Below are 18,299 nucleotides of genomic sequence, written 5' to 3' on the forward strand. Positions count from 1 at the left end.
TTCGGAAAAGCCGAAGTGCACCGCGCCGGTGACCCGGCTACTGTGCATGGGGTTGTTTTGCAGGTTTTGAAATCGATCAGATCGAGAAGCTTGTGCCGCAGCCGCAGGACGCCGTCGCGTTGGGATTGTTGACGCGGAATGAGGCGCCGATCAGGTCGTCGACGAAGTCGACCTGCGAGCCCGCCAGGAACGGCTGCGAGGCGGAATCGACCAGCACCACCGCGTTCTCCTGCTCGATCACGAGATCGTCTTCGGTGCGGTCGCGGTCGATGTCGAACTTGTACTGGAAGCCGGAGCAGCCGCCGCCCTCGACCGAGATGCGCAGCATCGCGCCTGTGCCTTCGCCTTTGAGGATCTCCCCGATCCGGCGGGCGGCACGGTCACTGATGGTCACAGGGGTGGTCATAGCTCGTCTCCGATAGGGCCACGTCATACCCAATTCATTTGGTATCCCGCGTCCGGCATAGTTAAGTGCAAGGATACGCAGAATCAAATGGATAGGGACTAAATTCGTCGTGTCCGTCGGAATGGCTGCCCCCCGCGCGCCCTATGCCTGCGACCCCGAGCGCAGCCGCGGCCGGCTGGTCGCGGAGCCGCCGAGCCGGACCCGGAGCCCGTTCCGCAGGGATTGCGACCGGGTGATCCATTCGACCGCGTTCCGCCGCCTGAAGTACAAGACCCAGGTGTTCGTGTTCCACGAAGGCGACCACTACCGCACCCGGCTGACCCATTCGCTGGAGGTGGCGCAGGTCGCCCGCGCGCTGGCCCGGCAGCTCGGGCTCGACGAGGACCTCACCGAAACCCTCGCGCTCGCCCATGATCTCGGCCATCCGCCGTTCGGTCACGCCGGCGAGCGGGCGCTGGATGCCTGCCTGAAGGATTTCGGCGGCTTCGACCACAATGCCCAGGCGCTGCGCGTCGTCGGTTCGCTCGAGCACCGCTACCCCGAATTCGACGGGCTGAATCTGACCTGGGAGTCGCTCGAGGGCATCGTCAAGCACAACGGTCCGCTGACCGATCGCAGCGGCGCGCCGGTCGGACGCTATCGCGAGCACGGCGTTCCCGTCGGTATCGCCGACTACATCAAGACCTACGACCTTGAACTCTGGAGCTTTGCCTCGCTGGAGGCCCAGGTCGCCGCGATCGCCGACGACATTGCCTATGACGCCCATGATATTGACGACGGCCTGCGGGCCGGCCTGTTCCACCTCGACGACCTCAAGGTCATGCCGCTCACCGCCGAGATCATCGCCGAGACCTCGGCGCATTACCCTGACCTCGAAGACGTCAGGCGCGGGGCGGAGCTGGTGCGCGAGCTGATCTCGCACCTGATCGGCGCGGTGTTCGCGGAGGCGCAGAAGAACATTGCCGCCGTCCGGCCCCAATCGGCCCAGGACGTGCGCCAGCAGAGCCGGGCGCTGATCGCGTTTCCGGCCGTGGTCGCCGAGGAGGAGGCCGCGATCAAGGCCTTCCTCTACCAGCACATGTACCGTCACAAGCGGGTGATGCGGGTGATGGCGGAGGCGGAGCAGATCCTGTTCGATCTGTTCGCGAAATACCTGGCATCGCCGGCCGACCTGCCGCCGGAGTGGCTGGTCGGGGCGGAGGGCGACGACGAGGGCGACCGGGCCCGCCGGATCGGCAATTTCATTGCCGGAATGACCGACCGTTTCGCCCTGACCGAGCATCAGCGGCTTTTTGACTCGACCCCGGATTTGCGTTAGGCGGCGCCCATGCCCGACACATTCTCAGCACCGCATCTGTTCGCCGACGTGCTCGCTCGTGTGCACGCCGCCTGCCGCGCGCTTGCGGCGGCCGCCAACTGGCCCGAGGGCATCGATTTCTCGCGTGTGGTGGTCGAGCCGCCGCGCGATGCCTCCCATGGCGACATGGCAACCAACGCCGCCATGGTGCTTGCGAAAGAGGCAAAGGCGAAGCCCCGCGACCTCGCCGAGCAGATCGCCGAGCGGCTGCGCGCCGACGGGCTGATCGCCAAGGTCGATGTCGCCGGCCCCGGTTTCATCAATCTGACGCTGAAGCCGGCGGCCTGGGCCGAGGCGCTGCGGACGGTGCTGCGCGAGGGCGCCGATTACGGCCGTGTCCGCGGTGGCTCCAAGGTCAATGTCGAATACGTCTCGGCCAACCCGACCGGGCCGATGCATGTGGGCCATTGCCGCGGCGCCGTGTTCGGCGATGCGCTGGCGAGCCTGCTCCAGTTCGGCGGCCACGACGTCACCCGCGAATATTACATCAACGACGCCGGCGCGCAGGTCGACGTGCTCGCGCGCTCCGCATTTCTCCGGTACCGCGAGGCGCTCGGCGAGGACATCGGCGCGATCCCGGAAGGGCTCTATCCCGGCGACTATCTGAAGCCCGTTGGCGCGGCGCTGGCCAAGGAGCACGGCGACAAGCTGCTCGCGATGAGCGAGGCGCAATGGCTGCCGACGGTCCGTGCCAAGGCAATCGCGATGATGATGGACGAGATCAGGGACGATCTCGCCGCCCTGAACATCCGCCACGACGTGTTCTTCTCCGAGCGCTCGCTGATCGAGGCCGGCAACAACAAGGTGGCCGAGACCATCGATTTCCTGAAGGCCAAGGGCGACATCTATGAAGGCCGCCTGCCGCCGCCGAAGGGCGCGCCGGTCGAAGACTGGGAAGACCGTGAGCAGCTGTTGTTCAAGGCGACGGCCTACGGTGACGACGTCGATCGTCCGCTAATCAAGTCGGACAATTCCTACACCTACTTCGCCTCCGACATCGCCTACCACAAGAACAAGTTCGACCGTGGTTTTGCGGAGATGATCGACGTCTGGGGCGCCGATCATGGCGGCTACATCAAGCGCATGCAGGCGGCGGTGAAGGCGACGACCTCGGGCAAGGGCGCGCTCGACGTCAAGATCGTCCAGCTCGTGAAGTTGCTGCGCAACGGCGAGCCCGTGAAAATGTCCAAGCGGAGCGGGGACTTCGTCACCTTGCGTGAGGTGGTGGATGAAGTCGGTCAGGACGCCGTCCGCTTCATGATGCTCTACCGCAAGAACGATGCGGTGCTCGACTTCGATCTCGCCAAGGTCATGGAACAGTCGCGCGACAACCCGGTGTTCTACGTCCAGTACGGCCATGCCCGCGGCCACTCGATCTTCCGTAACGCGCGGGCCGAAATGTTCCCGGAACTGCCCGAGGATGCCAACAAGCGCATCGCTTGGCTGAGTGAGTCGGCGGTGGAACGGCTGTCGGACCCCGTTGAGCTTGATCTTCTTAAGCGCCTCGCAATTTATCCGCGCATGCTGGAAGCGGCCGCCGCGGCCCACGAGCCGCACCGTATTGCCTTTTATCTCTATGACTTAGCGAGCGAATTTCACGCACTTTGGACGAAGGGGCGCGATTTGCCCTATTTACGCTTCATTATCAATAATGATGCAGATCTTACAAAGGCGCGGCTGGCCATGGTCCAGGGCGTCGTCTCTGTCCTGGCATCGGGCCTCGCCATCCTCGGCGTCCATGCTCCGGACGAGATGCGGTAGTTTGGGGCGAACTACTTAAGGGGAATATTGTGGGGGTACCGGCAGAAGCCGGATCGCTTAGACTTGGTTGAAAGCCTTGTGGGTCGAAAGCTGCGCCTTGGTCGAGGGGCGCGCGGCTTTCCCGAAGGGACGCATCATCACGATGGCCGATCGATATCACGACAGACCGTTTCCCTCCGATGACTATGGTCGCGGTGGCGACCAGCATGGGAAGGCGGACAACGATCCCTTGGCCGAGCTCGCGCGTCTGATCGGGCAGACCGATCCGTTCGCAGCGCAGGGCCGCCCGGGTGCGCGACCCGCAGCAGCACCTGCACCTGCGCAGAGCTATCAGGATGATGATTATCCGCACGACGATTATCAGCAGGATTATGCCGAGCAGGCCGCGCCGTCTCAGCCGGGGCCGCCCTCATGGATGCGGCGCGCCAATGTGCAGCCGCAGCCGGCGCCCGAGCCTGACTGTCCCGTCACCGTGAATCCCGTTCATCCGTTGCATCGCTATTCAGCTCAGCCGGCCGTACCCGAGCCGCAGGCCTATCAGGACCGAGCCTATCAGGATCAGGCTTATCAGGATCAAGCCTACCATCAGGAGCAGGCCCAGCACCAAGCCTACGAGGCGCCGTACGAGCAGCAGCCTGATCCGGCGCGCTACGATGATACGCTCTACGGGCGGCTCGAGACGGGCGAGCAGGATTTTCAGCGCGAGTCGGCCTATCCGGATGATCCTTATGCGTTCCAGAGCGACTATCCCGAGGCCGATCTCGATGAGCCCAGGAAGTCACGCGGCGGCATGATGACCGTTGCGGCGATCCTCGCGCTCGCCGTGGTCGGTACGGGAGCGGCCTTCGCCTACAAGACCTATATCGGCTCGCCCCGCAGCGGCGAACCACCGATCATCAAGGCCGACAACACGCCGACCAAGATTGTGCCGGCACCCTCGGATTCCTCGGCCAAGGTACCGGACCGCATGGTGAGCGGTGACGGCAGCGAAAAGATCGTGCCGCGCGAGGAGGCGCCTGTCGACGTCAACGCCAAGGCGGCCGGCCCTCGCGTGATTTTTCCGCCGCTCAACCAAAATGCCAACCCGCCGTCGGTTGCGAGCGTGTCGCCATCGGCTGCTCCGCCGCCGAATGCTGGCCCGACGTCGAGCAACGGGACCATGCCGAACAACGCGCCGCGCTCGATCAAGACTGTGTCGGTGAAGGGTGACCAGACCGACAGTGCCGTGCCGCAGGCCGCCGCACCGTCGCCCGCCAAGCCGGTCGCGCCGCCAAAACCGCTCGCCGCACCGGCTGCGCCGCGCACGCCACCCACCTCCGCCAATGCCAGTGTCAACCAGCCGCTCTCGCTGGCGCCGCAGGCGGCGCCGGCAGAGCCGCCGCAGCGCATGGCCGCGACCAATCCGACGCAGATTGCTCCCGCGAGCAGCGGCGGTGGCTACGTCGTGCAAGTGTCCTCGCAGCAGAGCGAGGATAGTGCCGCCGCGTCCTACCGTGTGCTCCAGAGCAAGTATGGTAGCGTGCTTGGATCCCGCTCGCCGGTGATCAAGCGCGTCGACCTGACCGACAAGGGCAAGGGGATCGTCTACCGTGCCTTCGCCGGTCCCTATGGTTCGGCTGAGGAAGCGACGCAGGCTTGCAACAACCTGAAGTCCGCCGGCTTGTCTGCCTGCTTCGTCCAGAGGAATTAACGGCCGTTTCCTTGACCCCCTCGCGGGGCAGGGTTAATCGGCCCCATGAGCACGCGGGCCTTCATCACCGGCGTATCCGGAACGGAACTGACCGCCGCTGAGCGGGCGCTTGTCCGTGACAAATGCTCGTGGAACGTCATCCTCTTCAATCTCCGCTTCGAGATTTCGACCCAAGTTGCGGGTCCAGCTAGGGAATTGACGACGGCGCGACCGATCGCGGCCGATCTCGCCGGTCTCAGCATTCCCGTGGATGGCGCCGCCGAGCCGGTCCATCCAGTGACGACTTCTGCGACAATGATTGCTCAGGTGATTCGCAGCGCAATCGGGTTCCAGGGTTTGTTAATGAGTAATGACGTGCCGATGAAGACGCTGGCGGGACGCATTGGCGAGCGGGTTCGCGCCATGTTCGTGGCCGGCGCGCCGCTTCACAGCAACGACAATGCGAAACTGGACGCATTGACCGCAAACACGGCATCCGCATGACCGCAGAAATCCTATCGTTTGAAACCGGCCGGCCCGCAGAGCTGGCCGAAGGCGAGCCGGCGTTGGTGGTCGACGTCGAGGGCTATGAAGGCCCGCTCGACCTGTTGCTCGCGCTGGCGCGGCAGCAAAAGGTCGACCTTGCCAAGATCTCGATTCTGGCGCTCGCCGACCAGTATCTTCACTTCATCGAAGCCGCGCGAAAGATCCGGCTTGAGCTTGCCGCCGACTATCTGGTGATGGCGGCCTGGCTTGCCTTCCTGAAGTCGCGCCTGCTGCTGCCGGAGCCGCCGAGCGCGGAAGGTCCGAGCGCCGAGGAAATGGCAACCGCGCTCGCCAACCGGCTGCGTCGGCTGGAAGCCATTCGCGAAGCTGCCAATCGGCTGATGAACCGGCAGCAATTGTTGCGCGACATTTTTCCGCGCGGCGAGCCCGAGCAGATCGCTGAGATCAAGCATCCGAAATATACCGCGACGCTGTACGACCTGCTTACCGCCTATGCCTCACAGCGCCAGTCGCGCGTGCTGGCGAGCGTGCATCTGGCCAAGCGCACCGTATGGTCGCTCGCCGAGGCACGGGCCACGCTGGAGCGGCTGGTCGGCAGCATCACCGAACAGGACGACTGGGGCGTGCTCGACGATTTCCTGATCCGTCACGTCGCCGATCCGACGCAGCGCGCAACGGTGTTCGCCTCGAGCTTCGCCGCCGCGCTCGAGCTCGTGCGTGAAGGTCAGCTCGAGCTGAACCAGAAAGAGGCGTTTGCGCCCATCTATTTCCGGAAGGGGCGCCCGAAACCGGTCGTGGACGCAGCACCTGCGCCCGACGCGCCGGTCGGTTAAGTGCAAGAAGGAGAAGCTGCCATGGCAAGCCTGGCTGAAGTGCGGGTAGAAGAGGCCGAGCCGATGGAGAACGAATCCCAGGCGCGTCCCGAAGAATTGCGGCTGCTGGAAGCACTGCTGTTCGCATCGAATGAACCGCTGGACACCGCGACGCTGGCCAAGCGCATGCCCGAGGGCGTGGACGTCAAGGCTGCGCTCGAGCAGCTCCAGGCCGACTACGCCTTGCGCGGCGTGAACCTCGTGCGGGTCGCCAACAAATGGACCTTCCGCACCGCCGGCGATCTGTCCTGGCTGATGACGCGTGAGAGCACCGAGACCCGGCGCCTGTCGCGCGCGGCCATCGAGGTGCTGGCGATCATCGCCTATCACCAGCCGGTGACGCGTGCCGAGATCGAGGAGATCCGCGGCGTCGTCACCTCCAAGGGCACGCTCGACGTGCTCCTGGAGACCGGCTGGATCAAGCCGCGCGGCCGTCGCAAGACGCCTGGCCGTCCCTTGACCTTCGGAACCACCGAGGACTTCCTGTCGCAGTTCACCTTGGAACAGCTCGGCGATCTGCCGGGTCTGGAGGAGCTGAAGGGCACAGGCCTCCTGGACTCGCGCTTGCCGACCGGTTTCAGCGTACCGACGCCGTCGGACGACCCGGCACTGCGTGAGGACGAGGATCCGCTGGAACCAGGCGAGGAGCTCGATCTGGCGCTGGCGCCCGCTGTCGAGCCCGAGACGCCGCCGGAAGGCGGTAACGAGGGCGGCGAGGGCGGGAGCGAGGAGTAATCCTCCGCGGCCTCTTACGGGCCCCTGCGACTGGTTAACACTAGCAAGATTACGTAGCGCCAACAGCGAATTGGCGCTGCCTTGGTCCTTGTTTTTGGTACCTGCGAAGCCTAGGTTTCGGTGAAGATCGGCCGGGGTCCCGGCCATGCGCGTTTGGAGGGTTGCAGGATGGGTTCGCTTAGCATTTGGCACTGGATCTTGGTGATCGCAGTGGTCCTGCTGCTGTTTGGCCGCGGCAAGATTTCGGATCTGATGGGTGACGTGGCGCAGGGCATCAAGGCCTTCAAGAAGGGCATGCAGGACGACGACAAGCCCGCCGACAAGCAGGAGCCCTCGAAGTCTATCGAGCACAATGCCGCGCCGACCGCGGCGCGATCCGACGTCGGCAGCAAGGCCGTCTGAGCCAGGAGCACGCGAGACGCGGGAAGCGGACCCGATCCTGCGCGTGAGGGATTGGGCCGATCGTGGCTTCGCGTGAACGGAAGACGTCATGTTCGACATCGGGTGGAGTGAACTGGTTCTGATCGGGGTCGTGGCCCTGGTCGCCATTGGCCCGAAAGAGCTGCCGGGCGTGCTGCGCATGGTTGGCCAGTGGATGGGCAAGGCCCGCAAGATGGCCGCCGAATTCCAGGGCCAGTTCCAGGAAGCGATGCGCGAGGCCGAGATGGCGGACCTCAAGAAGAGCTTTGACGAGGTCAAGGAAGCCGCCTCCGGATTCACCGGCGGCGGCTTGATGACCTCGCTGCAGAAGGACGTCAGCGACGCGCTGCGTGTCGACGCGCTCGACAAGCCGGCCGAGACGGCCACGACAGCGGCTGCCATCGAGGCGCCGGCGACTTCAACTGAAGCGCCGGCGACTTCGAGTGAAGCGCCGGTGACCCCAACGACACCTGAAGCCCCCACGCCTGAGACCTTCGTGGAAGCTGAGGCACATGCGGCGGTGAGCGAGCCGCTCGCCATCACCCGTGAGGTCGAGCAGACGCCGGTTGCGCAAGACGCTGTTACTCAAGACACGGCGCCATCCGAAGCGATCAAGGACGCCAAAGCGTCATGAGCGACGCCGATATCGAGGCCAGCAAAGCCCCGCTGATGGACCATCTGATCGAGCTGCGCGCGCGGCTGATCAAGGCGCTCCTGGGCTTCGGCGTGGCCTTCATCTTCTGCTTCTTCTTCGCCAAGCAGATCTACAACGTGCTGGTCTGGCCGTTCGTGTGGGTTGCAGGCGCCGAGAACTCGAAATTCATCTACACGGCGCTGCTGGAATATTTCATCACCCAGCTCAAGCTCGCCCTGTTCGGTGCCGGCTTTATCTCGTTCCCGATCGTTGCGACGCAGATCTACAAGTTCGTTGCACCCGGCCTCTACAAGCATGAGAAGCAGGCCTTCCTGCCATATCTGATCGCGACCCCGTTCTTCTTCGTGCTCGGCGCTGCGCTGGTCTATTTCGTCGTGCTGCCGATGCTGGTTCGCTTCTCGCTCGGCATGCAGCAGATGGGCGGCGACGAGACCGCGCAGATCCAGCTGCTGCCCAAGGTCGGCGAATATCTGTCGCTGATGATGTCGCTGATCTTCGCGTTCGGCATCGCCTTCCAGCTTCCGGTGATTTTGACGCTGCTCGGGCGGATCGGTATCATCACGTCCAAGATGCTGCGCGAGAAACGCCGCTATTTCATCGTTCTGGCCTTCATCATCGCGGCCGTCCTGACGCCGCCGGATATCCTCAGCCAGTGCTCGCTCGCGATTCCCCTGCTTGCGCTCTACGAGGGCTCGATCATCGCGGTGTCGATGGTGGAGAAGAAGGCGGCCGCCTCGCAGGCGACCACCGGCACCGACGTATCGACGCCGGCCAATCCGGCGGAGTAGGGCACTTTCGCTCTATCATATCGCTGTACAGCCGATGATTCGTCATGCCCGGGCTTGACCCGGGCATCCACGACTTGATCTAAGGCGGCAGATACGTGGATGGCCGGGATAAGCCCGGCCATGACGGGAAAACAGCCATGCACGACATCAAATCGATCCGCGACAATCCGCAAGCCTTCGACGCCGGCCTCGCCCGGCGGGGTCTGAAGTCGTTGTCGGCGTCGCTGCTCGCGATCGACGAGCGGCGGCGGGCGTCGATCCTGGCGTCCGAGCAGGCGCAGGCGCGGCGCAATGCGGCGTCCAAGGAAATCGGCGATGCCAAGAAAGCCAAGGACGAGGCGCGCGCGGCCAAGCTCATGGCCGAAGTCGCCGAGCTCAAGACCACGATGCCGGAGCTCGAGGCCGCTGCAAAAGCTGCCGACGAGGAGCTGACCAAAGAACTGTCGGCGATCCCGAATATTCCGTTCGACGAAGTGCCTGACGGCGTCGACGAGCACGGCAACGTCCAGCACCATGTATTCGGCGCCCGGCGCAACTACGGCTTTGCGCCGAAGCTGCACGACGATCTCGGCACCGCGCTCGGCTATATGGATTTCGAGGCAGCGGCAAAACTTTCCGGCGCGCGCTTCGTCGTGCTGAAGAAGGGGCTCGCGCGGCTCGAGCGTGCGATCGGCCAGTTCATGCTCGACCTGCACACCAATGAGCACGGCTACACCGAGATCAACCCGCCGCTCATGGTTCGCGACGAGGTCATGTTTGGCACGGCACAACTACCGAAATTCAGCGCTGATCAGTTTCGGGTGGAAACTGAAGATGATCAGAGAAGACATGCCCAAGTAAACTTTGAATTGGATCGGAAAGCAGTTCTGGATTTCGCCGACGAGCACGGTATTCAAGCGGCCAGGGAAGCCGTCCATGAAGTGCTAGGGTTCGTATATCGACAGAACCCCGACCGACGTTGGCTCATTCCGACCGCGGAAGTGTCGCTAACAAACCTTGTGCGCCAATCTATTCTCGATGAGAAACAGTTGCCGATGCGGCTCACCGCGCTGACGCCGTGCTTCCGCGCCGAAGCGGGTGCGGCCGGACGCGACACGCGCGGTATGATCCGCCAGCACCAGTTCACCAAGGTCGAGCTGGTGTCGATCACCACGCCCGAGACCAGCAAGGACGAGCTTGAGCGGATGCTGTCCTGCGCGGAACAGGTGCTGCAGAAGCTCGATCTGCATTATCGCGTGATGACGCTCTGCGCAGGAGATATGGGTTTTTCGTCGCAAAAGACCTATGACATCGAGGTGTGGATGCCCGGACAGGGCGAGAGCGGCATGTTCCGCGAGATCTCGAGCTGCTCGGTCTGCGGCGATTTCCAGGCGCGGCGCATGGATGCGCGCTCGCGAGGCCCGGACGGCAAGCCGCGCTTCGTGCACACGCTGAACGGTTCGGGAACGGCGGTCGGCCGCGCGCTGATCGCTGTCATGGAGACCTATCAGCAGGGAGATGGCTCGATTGCCGTCCCGAGCGTGCTGCAGCCTTACATGGGCGGGCTGAAGGTGATCACGCGCGAGTAACAAAGCGCTTTCGAGCGAAATGGACGCGGTTCGCGTTAAGAAAACGGGTCAAACAAGAATCAGGCGTGTTGCTTGATGTTGCGGCAGAAACGTTTGGTTGCGAAGATCGGGCGGCCGGCTATCCTGCCGGGCATTCGTCAACACGAACCCGACTGTCCATGGCCTTGCACCGCGACATCTTCTGGGTCGGCCGACAATGGGCAGTGACCGGCGCCGGTATTCAAGCCATCGATCAACGCTTGCGTGGCGTGCTGGACATCGAGATCGCGCGGCTCTGGGACGAGAGCCTCGTGCAGAGCCGGCGCGCGAAGCCCGGTGTCAACGCCGAGGACTTCGACAAGGCGTTGACGATGGCGCGGGAGCGCTTTCCCGAGACGCCGGCATCGGCTCCGTTCCTTGCGCAACTGAAGGCGCTCGGTGTGATTGAAACTCCCGTCGTGCATCCTGTCTTGCCTGCGATGCAGTTGCGTGCCGAAGGCAGGCTCGCGCGCTTCCTGCCGCAATGGCGGGTCCGCCGTTAAAGCCAACGCCATTGCTGCGTCGCAGCAATGGCGGGGATCGCGGGTGAGGTCTGCGCCGAAGCTGGTTTGCCTGATCGGTCCCGGCCGGATAAGACGGCCTGATCCCAGCTCAGGAATCGACCAACGGTATGCGCATTCTCTGCACCAATGACGACGGTATCCACGCCCCCGGCCTCAAGGTCGTGGAGGAGATCGCACGCGCGCTGTCCGATGACGTCTGGGTGGTGGCGCCAGAGCTCGATCAATCCGGCGTGTCGCATTCGCTATCACTGAACGATCCCTTGCGCCTGCGCGAAGTCGGGCCGCGGCACTTCGCGGTGCGCGGCACGCCGACTGACTGTGTCATCATGGGGGCCCGTCATATCCTCGGTGCCAAGCTGCCCGATGTCGTGCTCTCCGGCGTCAACAAGGGCCGTAACGTTGCCGAGGACGTGGTCTATTCAGGCACCATCGCCGGCGCGCTCGAAGGCACCATCCTGGGGATCCCGTCGTTCGCACTGTCGCAGGAATTCAGCGTCGAGACGCGCGAGCATCCGCCGTGGGACACCGCGCGCCAATTCGGTCCCGACATTTTGCGCAAGGTGATAAAGGCCGGCATCCCGAAGGACACCGTCATCAACGTCAACTTCCCGTCCTGCGCACCTGAGGACGTGCTCGGCATTCGCGTCACGCGGCAGGGCAAGCGCAATCTGGGTTTCCTCAGGATCGACGAGCGCAGGGACGGTCGCAACAATCCCTATTTCTGGATCGGCTTCGAACGGGCGGCAATGATGGACACACCGGCCGAAGGCACTGATCTCGCGGCGCTGCGCGAGCGCTACGTCTCGGTTACGCCGCTGCGGCTCGATCGCACCAATGAAGCGTTCTCCGAAGAGCTGAGCGCAACGTTGAAGTGACGACGATTCGGAAATAGCGGCTAGCCGCCGCGAAGTGCGGCCTCGATGGTCTTGCCGAGCGCGTCGAGCTGAAACGGCTTCTGCAGCGCAGGCCGGTCGCGATATTGCTCGGGCAGGCCCGAGGAGCCGTAGCCGGTCGCAAAGATGAAGGGGCAGCCCTTGGCCTTGATGACGTCGGCGACCGGCGAGATGACCTTGCCGTTGACGTTGACGTCGAGGATGGCGATGTCGAACTCGGTGGCCTGGGCGAGGCGCATCGCCTCGGCGATGTCGCCGGCTTCGGCTGCGATCTTGTAGCCGAGCTCTTCCAGCATATCCGCAACCATCATTCGGATCATCACCTCGTCCTCGACGAGGAATACAGAGCGCCCGGAAAGCCCAGTCGCGTTCATTGTCGTTGAGTCCTTGCCCATTCTCGAAAACGTTCGCAGATAACTCGAATCGACGCAATGCGCGTTTCGGCCAGCTGGCACGTGAAAATGGCCGTAGCGACGCCTCCGCTGCAAGCCGATTTGTGGTCAAATTGCCAAGCTTCGAGGCTATCATGGGTTCCTAAGCAGGAACAAGATTCTGGCTCGGGGCATGGGCGCCGAAGCCATCGCCGCCGAACCCGTACGAGACGACATAAGCACCGATGATCTCCAATCAGCCTCCGCCGGAAAAGATGATGTTTCAGCTCACCCTGAGGCGTCGTGGCATCAGCGATCAGACCGTATTGCGAACCATGGAGGAGGTGCCGCGCGAGCTGTTCGTCGAGGTCTCTGATCGCGAGGCGGCCTATCGTGACAGCGCGCTGCCTATTGCCTGCGGGCAGACCATCAGCCAGCCCTTCGTCGTCGCCTACATGACCGAGCAGCTTCAGCTCCAGAAGAGCCACCGCGTGCTCGAGATCGGCACCGGCTCCGGCTATCAGGCTGCCGTGCTGTCGCGGCTGGCGCGCGAGGTGCTGACGGTCGAGCGCTACCGCATGCTGGCTGATGCAGCACGCGCCAGGCTTGAAAAGCTGGATTGTCACAATGTCGAGGTGATGCTTGGCGACGGCCTTAATTTGCCGCCCAATATCGGTCCGTTCGATCGCATCATCGTCACCGCTGCGGTGGAGCAGATTCCGGAGAACCTGGTCGAGCGGCTCGAGGTCGGCGGCATCCTGATCGCGCCGGTCGGTCCGCATCAAGGCGTGCAGACGTTGACCCGCCTCAGCCGAACCGAAGCCGGCATCGAACGCAAGGAACTCGTCGAGGTCCGCTTCGTACCGGCACTGCCAGGTGTGGCGCGGGAGCTGTAGAACTCCGGATCGGCTGCGCATCCAACATCTTATTGGGAGGGTTAAGCCGTTATTTACTCGGCGCGTGTTTACTTAAAAGACCAGTTCTGTTGCGTACGAGTGAGTAACCATGTCTGTTGTCGCCGAGTTGCTTTACTCGCGCCGCGTACCGCAGGTCGCGGTGCTGGCGCTGATTTCCTTCAGTTTCGCAGGGTGCAGCGCCGACATGTCGTCGCGCCTGTCCCAGTCGAACTTCTCCAACCCCTTCTCGGAATCCACCGGTTCGGTTCAGCAGGCGCCGCCGCCGCAGCGAGAGCTGCCGCAATATGCGCGCCCGCAGACCCAGCCCGGCTATTATCAGTCACAACCCTTGGCGCCGCCACCGGCGGTTGCCACACCGCAATCCTATCCCGTTGCTGCAGGTGGGGGCGTTTCTGGTGGCGGTCGTGGTCTTGGCTCCTACACGCCGCCGGCCCAGCCGCGTCTCGAAGCCACCGGCACTGTGCCGCTGCGCTCGGTCGCAGCCGCCCAGCCGGTTGGTGGGACCAAGATCATCGTCGGCACCAGCGATACGCTCGATGTGCTGGCCAAGCGCTATCATGTGAGCCCGCAGGCGATCATGGCCGCCAACAGCTACAAAGGCCCGCGCGCGCTCTCGCCCGGTCAGCAGTTGATCATCCCGCATCCCGGTGCGACGGCGGCTGCGCCTGCGATGGCTCCGGTCGCCGCGGCTCCCGCGATGGCACCAAAGCCGGTTGCGGCTGTTGCCGCGCCTGCCAGCTTCCACTTCGTCAATCACGGCGACACGCTCGCCAGCGTCGCGCGCAAGAACCATATCTCCGCCGCCGAACTCGCCCGCGCCAATGGCCTGGAGCCGTCGGCCAAGCTCAAGCTCGGCACCAAGCTGACCGTGCCGGGCTCCAAGACCGCGGCGGTTGCTGCGCCGCTTGCTCCGGCGCCAGTCGCTGCGGCCCCCGTGGCGGCTGCGCTGCAGCCGGTCGCGGCAGCTCCTATACCCACGACCAAGCTGGCTGCTGTCGCCCAACCGGCGCAGAGCGCGCGTCTGGCTCAGGCCACCACCAACATCGAAGAGAAGTCCGCCGAGACGCCGGCGAAAGCCGCAGAGACCACCAGTTCGCTGCCGACCTTCCGCTGGCCCGTGCGCGGCAAGGTGATTACGAGCTACGGCGCCAAGACCAACGGCAAGTCCAATGACGGCATCAATGTCGCGGTGCCCGAGGGGACGCCGGTCAAGGCAGCTGAAGATGGCGTCGTTGCCTATTCCGGCAATGAGCTGAAGGGTTACGGCAATCTCGTCCTGGTTCGGCACTCCAATGGCTACGTCACCGCATATGCCCATGCGAGTGAGCTGCTGGTGAAGCGCGGCGATACGATCAAGCGCGGTCAGGTCATTGCCAAGTCGGGTCAATCCGGGGAGGTGGCGTCGCCGCAGCTCCACTTCGAGATCCGTAAGGGATCGAGCCCGGTTGACCCGCTTCAATTCCTGAACGGGGCGTGAGGCCTGCGTCAGGCTCGCGCTCTCTCCACCAGAACGCAGTTGTCGCCCGCCTCGTGCGGGCGATTTCCTTTCGAGTAGCGCAAAGGCCGGCGGCGTACTGGATTCCCCGCCCTTGCGGGGAATGACAGTTGTGGGTGAGGCGAGGCCTTCCGCTACTTCGCCGTCAGTTTCACGCCGAGCCGGCCCGCAAGCTCCTGCACGAACTGCCAGGCGACGCGGCCCGAGCGAGAGCCGCGTGTTGTCGACCATTCCAAAGCTTCCCGCTCCAGCGCCTCATCGTCGAGCTTGATGCCGAAATGGCTGCAATAGCCACGCACCATGGCGAGGTATTCGTCCTGGCTGCAGCGGTGGAAGCCGAGCCAGAGGCCGAAGCGATCCGACAGCGAGACTTTTTCCTCGACGGCTTCGCCGGGATTGATGGCGGTCGAACGCTCATTCTCGATCATGTCGCGCGCGAGCAGGTGGCGGCGGTTGGATGTGGCGTAGAGGATGACGTTCTCGGGCCGGCCCTCGATGCCACCTTCGAGCACGGCCTTGAGCGATTTGTAAGACGCGTCATTGCCGTCGAAGGAGAGGTCATCGATGAACACGATGAAGTGGAAGTCGGCGTCGCGAAGCTTCTCCATCAGCATCGGCAGCGTCTCGATATCCTCGCGATGGATCTCGATCAGCTTCAGCCTGTCGGCGGGTTTGCGGTCGGCGTTGATGCTGGCATGCGCCGCCTTCACCAGCGACGACTTGCCCATGCCGCGCGCGCCCCAGAGCAGGGCGTTGTTGGCGGGCAGGCCATTGGCGAAGCGCTCGGTGTTCTCCATCAGGATGTCGCGCATCCGGTCGACGCCCCTAAGCAGAAACAGCTCGACGCGGCTGACCCGCGGCACCGCAGCGAGACGGCCGTCGGGGTGCCAGACATAAGCGTCGGCCTGTTTGAACGACTCGCGCTCGGCAGCCGGCTTGCCCTGGGCAGAAAGGTGCGCCGCGATGGTCTCCAGCGCGCGGACGATCCGCTCCTGAGAAAGGTCCTGGGTGGCATCCGAGGCTGCCTTGGGAGCCGCGTTTGAGACCACCTTGGGGCGTTTTGCCGCGACCAGAGCGGGCTTCGTGGCAGGGGTACGGGGGCCTTTGCCGGCCGGGCTTTTGCTTGGTTTTTTGGGCATGTCCGAAGTTCCTGAGAATGCAGCCTTATCGGGCCTGACGGCGCGCCGCAAGGTGGCCAAAAGGGCGGTCTGGCAGCGTTGCAATTGGGGCAATGGCCGCTATAGTCCGCGCGAATTTGACCGAACCGGTCGCCTTTGAGGGCCCGGCCGGTTTTCCCCCGTTTCCACGAGGATCGTCCGAATGTTCATTACCCCTGCGTATGCCCAGGCTGCGGGCGCCGGTGACACCAACAGCATGTTGATGTCGCTGCTGCCGTTCGCCCTGATCTTCGTGATCATGTACTTCCTGATTCTGCGCCCGCAGCAGAAGAAGGTGAAGGACCACGCCGAGCTCGTGAAGAACATCCGCCGCGGCGACACGGTCGTGACCTCGGGGGGCCTGGTCGGCAAGGTCACCAAGGTGGTGGATGACGATCAGATCGAATTCGAAATTTCCGACGGCGTGCGTGTGCGCCAGATGCGGTCGATGATCTCGGGCGTGCGCGCCAAGGGCGAGCCGGCCAAGGACAGCGCGAAGGAAAGCGCCAAGGACGACGCCGCGGCGAAGTAGAGCGCTTTCCCGCGAGTCTCTCAAATCTCCTGATCTGACAGGTTCACTCGATGTTGTATTTCACGCGGTGGAGGGCGCTGGGGATCATCCTGCTGGCGCTGATCGTGTGCCTCTGCGCGGTCCCGAATTTCTTTCCCGAAGCGCAGGTCAAGACCTGGCCCGCCTGGGCGCAGCGGCGCCTGGTGTTGGGTCTCGACTTGCAGGGCGGCTCCTATCTGCTGCTCGAGGTTGATTCCAACTATGTGAAGAAAGAAAAGCTCGACCAGGTCCGCGACGACGTCCGCCGCGCGCTGCGCGAGGCCAAGATCGGCTATACCGGCCTCGTGACACGGGGCGACGCGGTCGAGGTCCGGGTCAAGGATGCCGATCTTCAGACCGCGCTGACCAAGCTGCGTGAGCTGTCGCAACCGATCGGCGGCCTGCTCGGGTCGAGCAGCCAACGCGATCTCGACGTCACCGATGCCGGGGGCGGATTGATCCGGCTGGCGCTGTCGCAGCCCGCCATGGTCGAGCGTATGCGCAAGACCATCGAGCAGTCGATCCAGATCGTCGAGCGCCGCGTCAACGAGCTCGGCACCGTCGAGCCGGTGATCCAGCGCCAGGGCACCGACCGCATCCTGGTGCAGGTTCCCGGTCTTCAGGATCCGACGCATCTGAAAGAGCTGCTCGGCAAGACCGCGAAGATGGAATTCCGCATGGTCGACACTTCGGTGCCGCCGGACCAGGCGCAGCGCGGTGGCGTGCCGCCGGACTCCGAGCTCCTGATGAGCCAGAGCTCGCCGAAGGTGCCTTACGTCGTCAAGAAGCAGGTACTGGTCTCCGGCGCTGAGCTCACCGATGCCCAGCCCGGATTTGACCAGCGCACCAACGAGCCGATCGTCTCCTTCCGCTTCAACTCTACGGGGGCCCGCAAATTCGCGCAGGCCACGCAGGAGAACGTGGGGCTGCCGTTCGCGATCGTGCTTGACAACGAGGTGATCTCGGCGCCTGTCATCCGCGAGCCCATCACGGGCGGGCAGGGGCAGATCTCGGGCAGCTTCACGGTCCAGGCCGCCAACGATCTCGCGATCCTGATGCGAGCCGGTGCTTTGCCGGCACCGCTCACGGTGGTCGAGGAGCGCACCGTCGGTCCGGGCCTCGGCCAGGACTCGATCGAGAAGGGCGAGCTTGCGGCCTATGTTGGCTCGATCATGGTCATCGTGTTCATGCTCTTGACCTACCGGCTGTTCGGCGTGTTCGCCAACATCGCGGTGGCCGTCAACGTCGCCATGATCTTCGGCCTGCTGTCGCTGCTCAACGCCACGCTGACGCTGCCCGGCATCGCCGGCATCGTGCTTACCGTCGGCATCGCGGTCGACAGCAACGTGCTGATCTACGAGCGTATCCGCGAGGAGCTGCGCGGCGGCCGCAACGCGATCTCGGCGATCGACGCCGGCTTCAAGCGGGCGCTCGCGACCATCCTCGATTCCAACATCACCACCTTCATTGCCGCCGCGGTGCTGTTCTATATCGGCACCGGCCCGGTGCGCGGCTTCGCCGTGACACTCGGCATCGGCATCATCACTACGGTGTTCACCGCCTTCACGCTGACCCGGCTGATCGTGGCCTGGTGGGTGCGGTGGAAGCGGCCACAGAACGTGCCGATCTAGGAGCC

At 64.1% G+C, this 18,299-nt stretch carries 19 protein-coding genes; 16 read left to right on the forward strand and 3 right to left on the reverse strand.

The features are described from left to right. Positions 1-76 precede the first annotated feature (76 nt). Complete coding sequence (gene erpA, locus ACWAT4_RS19460; protein ID WP_449731144.1) at positions 77-406, reverse strand: iron-sulfur cluster insertion protein ErpA; 330 nt, start codon at positions 404-406, stop codon at positions 77-79. Between the two features lie 121 nt (positions 407-527). Between erpA and ACWAT4_RS19465 the strand changes: the two genes are divergently transcribed. From ACWAT4_RS19465 to surE, 12 genes are all read left to right on the forward strand, one after another. Then, the gene (locus ACWAT4_RS19465) at positions 528-1,724 is read left to right on the forward strand and encodes a deoxyguanosinetriphosphate triphosphohydrolase (protein ID WP_249148998.1); all 1,197 of its coding nucleotides are present in this window, start codon (positions 528-530) and stop codon (positions 1,722-1,724) included. 9 nt (positions 1,725-1,733) lie between these two features. After that, positions 1,734-3,524, forward strand: coding sequence for an arginine--tRNA ligase (gene argS / locus ACWAT4_RS19470; RefSeq protein ID WP_449731145.1), 1,791 nt, complete (start codon positions 1,734-1,736; stop codon positions 3,522-3,524). Between the two features lie 142 nt (positions 3,525-3,666). Continuing rightward, positions 3,667-5,214 (forward strand): SPOR domain-containing protein, encoded by a 1,548-nt coding sequence (locus tag ACWAT4_RS19475; protein WP_449731232.1) that lies wholly within the window; start codon positions 3,667-3,669, stop codon positions 5,212-5,214. 45 nt (positions 5,215-5,259) lie between these two features. Beyond that, a complete protein-coding gene (locus ACWAT4_RS19480) occupies positions 5,260-5,697 on the forward strand; it encodes a hypothetical protein (protein WP_449731146.1) in 438 nt (145 codons plus the stop codon). After that, positions 5,694-6,533 (forward strand): segregation and condensation protein A, encoded by an 840-nt coding sequence (locus tag ACWAT4_RS19485; RefSeq protein WP_212300778.1) that lies wholly within the window; start codon positions 5,694-5,696, stop codon positions 6,531-6,533. Before ACWAT4_RS19480 ends, ACWAT4_RS19485 begins: the two co-directional genes overlap by 4 nt. A gap of 21 nt (positions 6,534-6,554) precedes the next feature. After that, on the forward strand, positions 6,555-7,307 hold the full coding sequence (gene scpB, locus ACWAT4_RS19490; protein ID WP_212300777.1) for an SMC-Scp complex subunit ScpB: 753 nt from the start codon (positions 6,555-6,557) through the stop codon (positions 7,305-7,307). 168 nt (positions 7,308-7,475) lie between these two features. Then, positions 7,476-7,709, forward strand: coding sequence for a twin-arginine translocase TatA/TatE family subunit (locus tag ACWAT4_RS19495; RefSeq protein ID WP_212300776.1), 234 nt, complete (start codon positions 7,476-7,478; stop codon positions 7,707-7,709). Positions 7,710-7,797: 88 nt separating this feature from the next. Then, positions 7,798-8,361 (forward strand): Sec-independent protein translocase protein TatB, encoded by a 564-nt coding sequence (tatB, locus tag ACWAT4_RS19500; protein WP_212424625.1) that lies wholly within the window; start codon positions 7,798-7,800, stop codon positions 8,359-8,361. Further along, a complete protein-coding gene (gene tatC / locus ACWAT4_RS19505; RefSeq protein WP_212300774.1) occupies positions 8,358-9,170 on the forward strand; it encodes a twin-arginine translocase subunit TatC in 813 nt (270 codons plus the stop codon). The genes tatB and tatC overlap by 4 nt, the downstream gene beginning before the upstream one ends. Positions 9,171-9,307: 137 nt before the next feature. Beyond that, positions 9,308-10,738, forward strand: coding sequence for a serine--tRNA ligase (serS, locus tag ACWAT4_RS19510; protein ID WP_449731147.1), 1,431 nt, complete (start codon positions 9,308-9,310; stop codon positions 10,736-10,738). Positions 10,739-10,896: 158 nt separating this feature from the next. Next, the gene (locus ACWAT4_RS19515) at positions 10,897-11,259 is read left to right on the forward strand and encodes a hypothetical protein (RefSeq protein WP_212301107.1); all 363 of its coding nucleotides are present in this window, start codon (positions 10,897-10,899) and stop codon (positions 11,257-11,259) included. 128 nt (positions 11,260-11,387) lie between these two features. Further along, the gene (gene surE / locus ACWAT4_RS19520) at positions 11,388-12,155 is read left to right on the forward strand and encodes a 5'/3'-nucleotidase SurE (protein WP_212424627.1); all 768 of its coding nucleotides are present in this window, start codon (positions 11,388-11,390) and stop codon (positions 12,153-12,155) included. 20 nt (positions 12,156-12,175) lie between these two features. Here the strand turns inward: surE and ACWAT4_RS19525 are convergent, their stop codons facing one another. After that, positions 12,176-12,547, reverse strand: a complete 372-nt coding sequence (locus tag ACWAT4_RS19525; RefSeq protein WP_212424628.1) for a response regulator — start codon at positions 12,545-12,547, stop codon at positions 12,176-12,178. A gap of 242 nt (positions 12,548-12,789) precedes the next feature. Here ACWAT4_RS19525 and ACWAT4_RS19530 point away from each other — a divergent pair, with 242 nt between their 5' ends. Both ACWAT4_RS19530 and ACWAT4_RS19535 read left to right on the forward strand, forming a co-directional pair. After that, entirely contained in the window at positions 12,790-13,440 is a 651-nt protein-coding gene (locus ACWAT4_RS19530) for a protein-L-isoaspartate(D-aspartate) O-methyltransferase (protein ID WP_212300770.1), read from the forward strand. Positions 13,441-13,549: 109 nt separating this feature from the next. Beyond that, positions 13,550-14,938, forward strand: a complete 1,389-nt coding sequence (locus tag ACWAT4_RS19535) for a LysM peptidoglycan-binding domain-containing M23 family metallopeptidase (RefSeq protein ID WP_212424630.1) — start codon at positions 13,550-13,552, stop codon at positions 14,936-14,938. Positions 14,939-15,090: 152 nt separating this feature from the next. On the opposite strand, the gene ACWAT4_RS19540 is transcribed toward ACWAT4_RS19535, so the two are convergent. Further along, positions 15,091-16,095 carry an ATP-binding protein gene (locus tag ACWAT4_RS19540; RefSeq protein WP_449731148.1) on the reverse strand — a complete coding sequence of 335 codons (1,005 nt, stop codon included), beginning with the start codon at positions 16,093-16,095 and terminating at the stop codon, positions 15,091-15,093. Between the two features lie 181 nt (positions 16,096-16,276). On the opposite strand from ACWAT4_RS19540, the gene yajC reads away from it, so the two are divergent. Both yajC and secD read left to right on the forward strand, forming a co-directional pair. After that, positions 16,277-16,645: a preprotein translocase subunit YajC gene (yajC, locus tag ACWAT4_RS19545; RefSeq protein ID WP_148753779.1), complete on the forward strand. Its 369-nt coding sequence runs from the start codon at positions 16,277-16,279 to the stop codon at positions 16,643-16,645. Between the two features lie 50 nt (positions 16,646-16,695). Then, the gene (gene secD / locus ACWAT4_RS19550; RefSeq protein WP_212424632.1) at positions 16,696-18,294 is read left to right on the forward strand and encodes a protein translocase subunit SecD; all 1,599 of its coding nucleotides are present in this window, start codon (positions 16,696-16,698) and stop codon (positions 18,292-18,294) included. Positions 18,295-18,299: the final 5 nt, after the last annotated feature.

It is taken from the genome of Bradyrhizobium sp. T-1 (genome assembly GCF_053592855.1).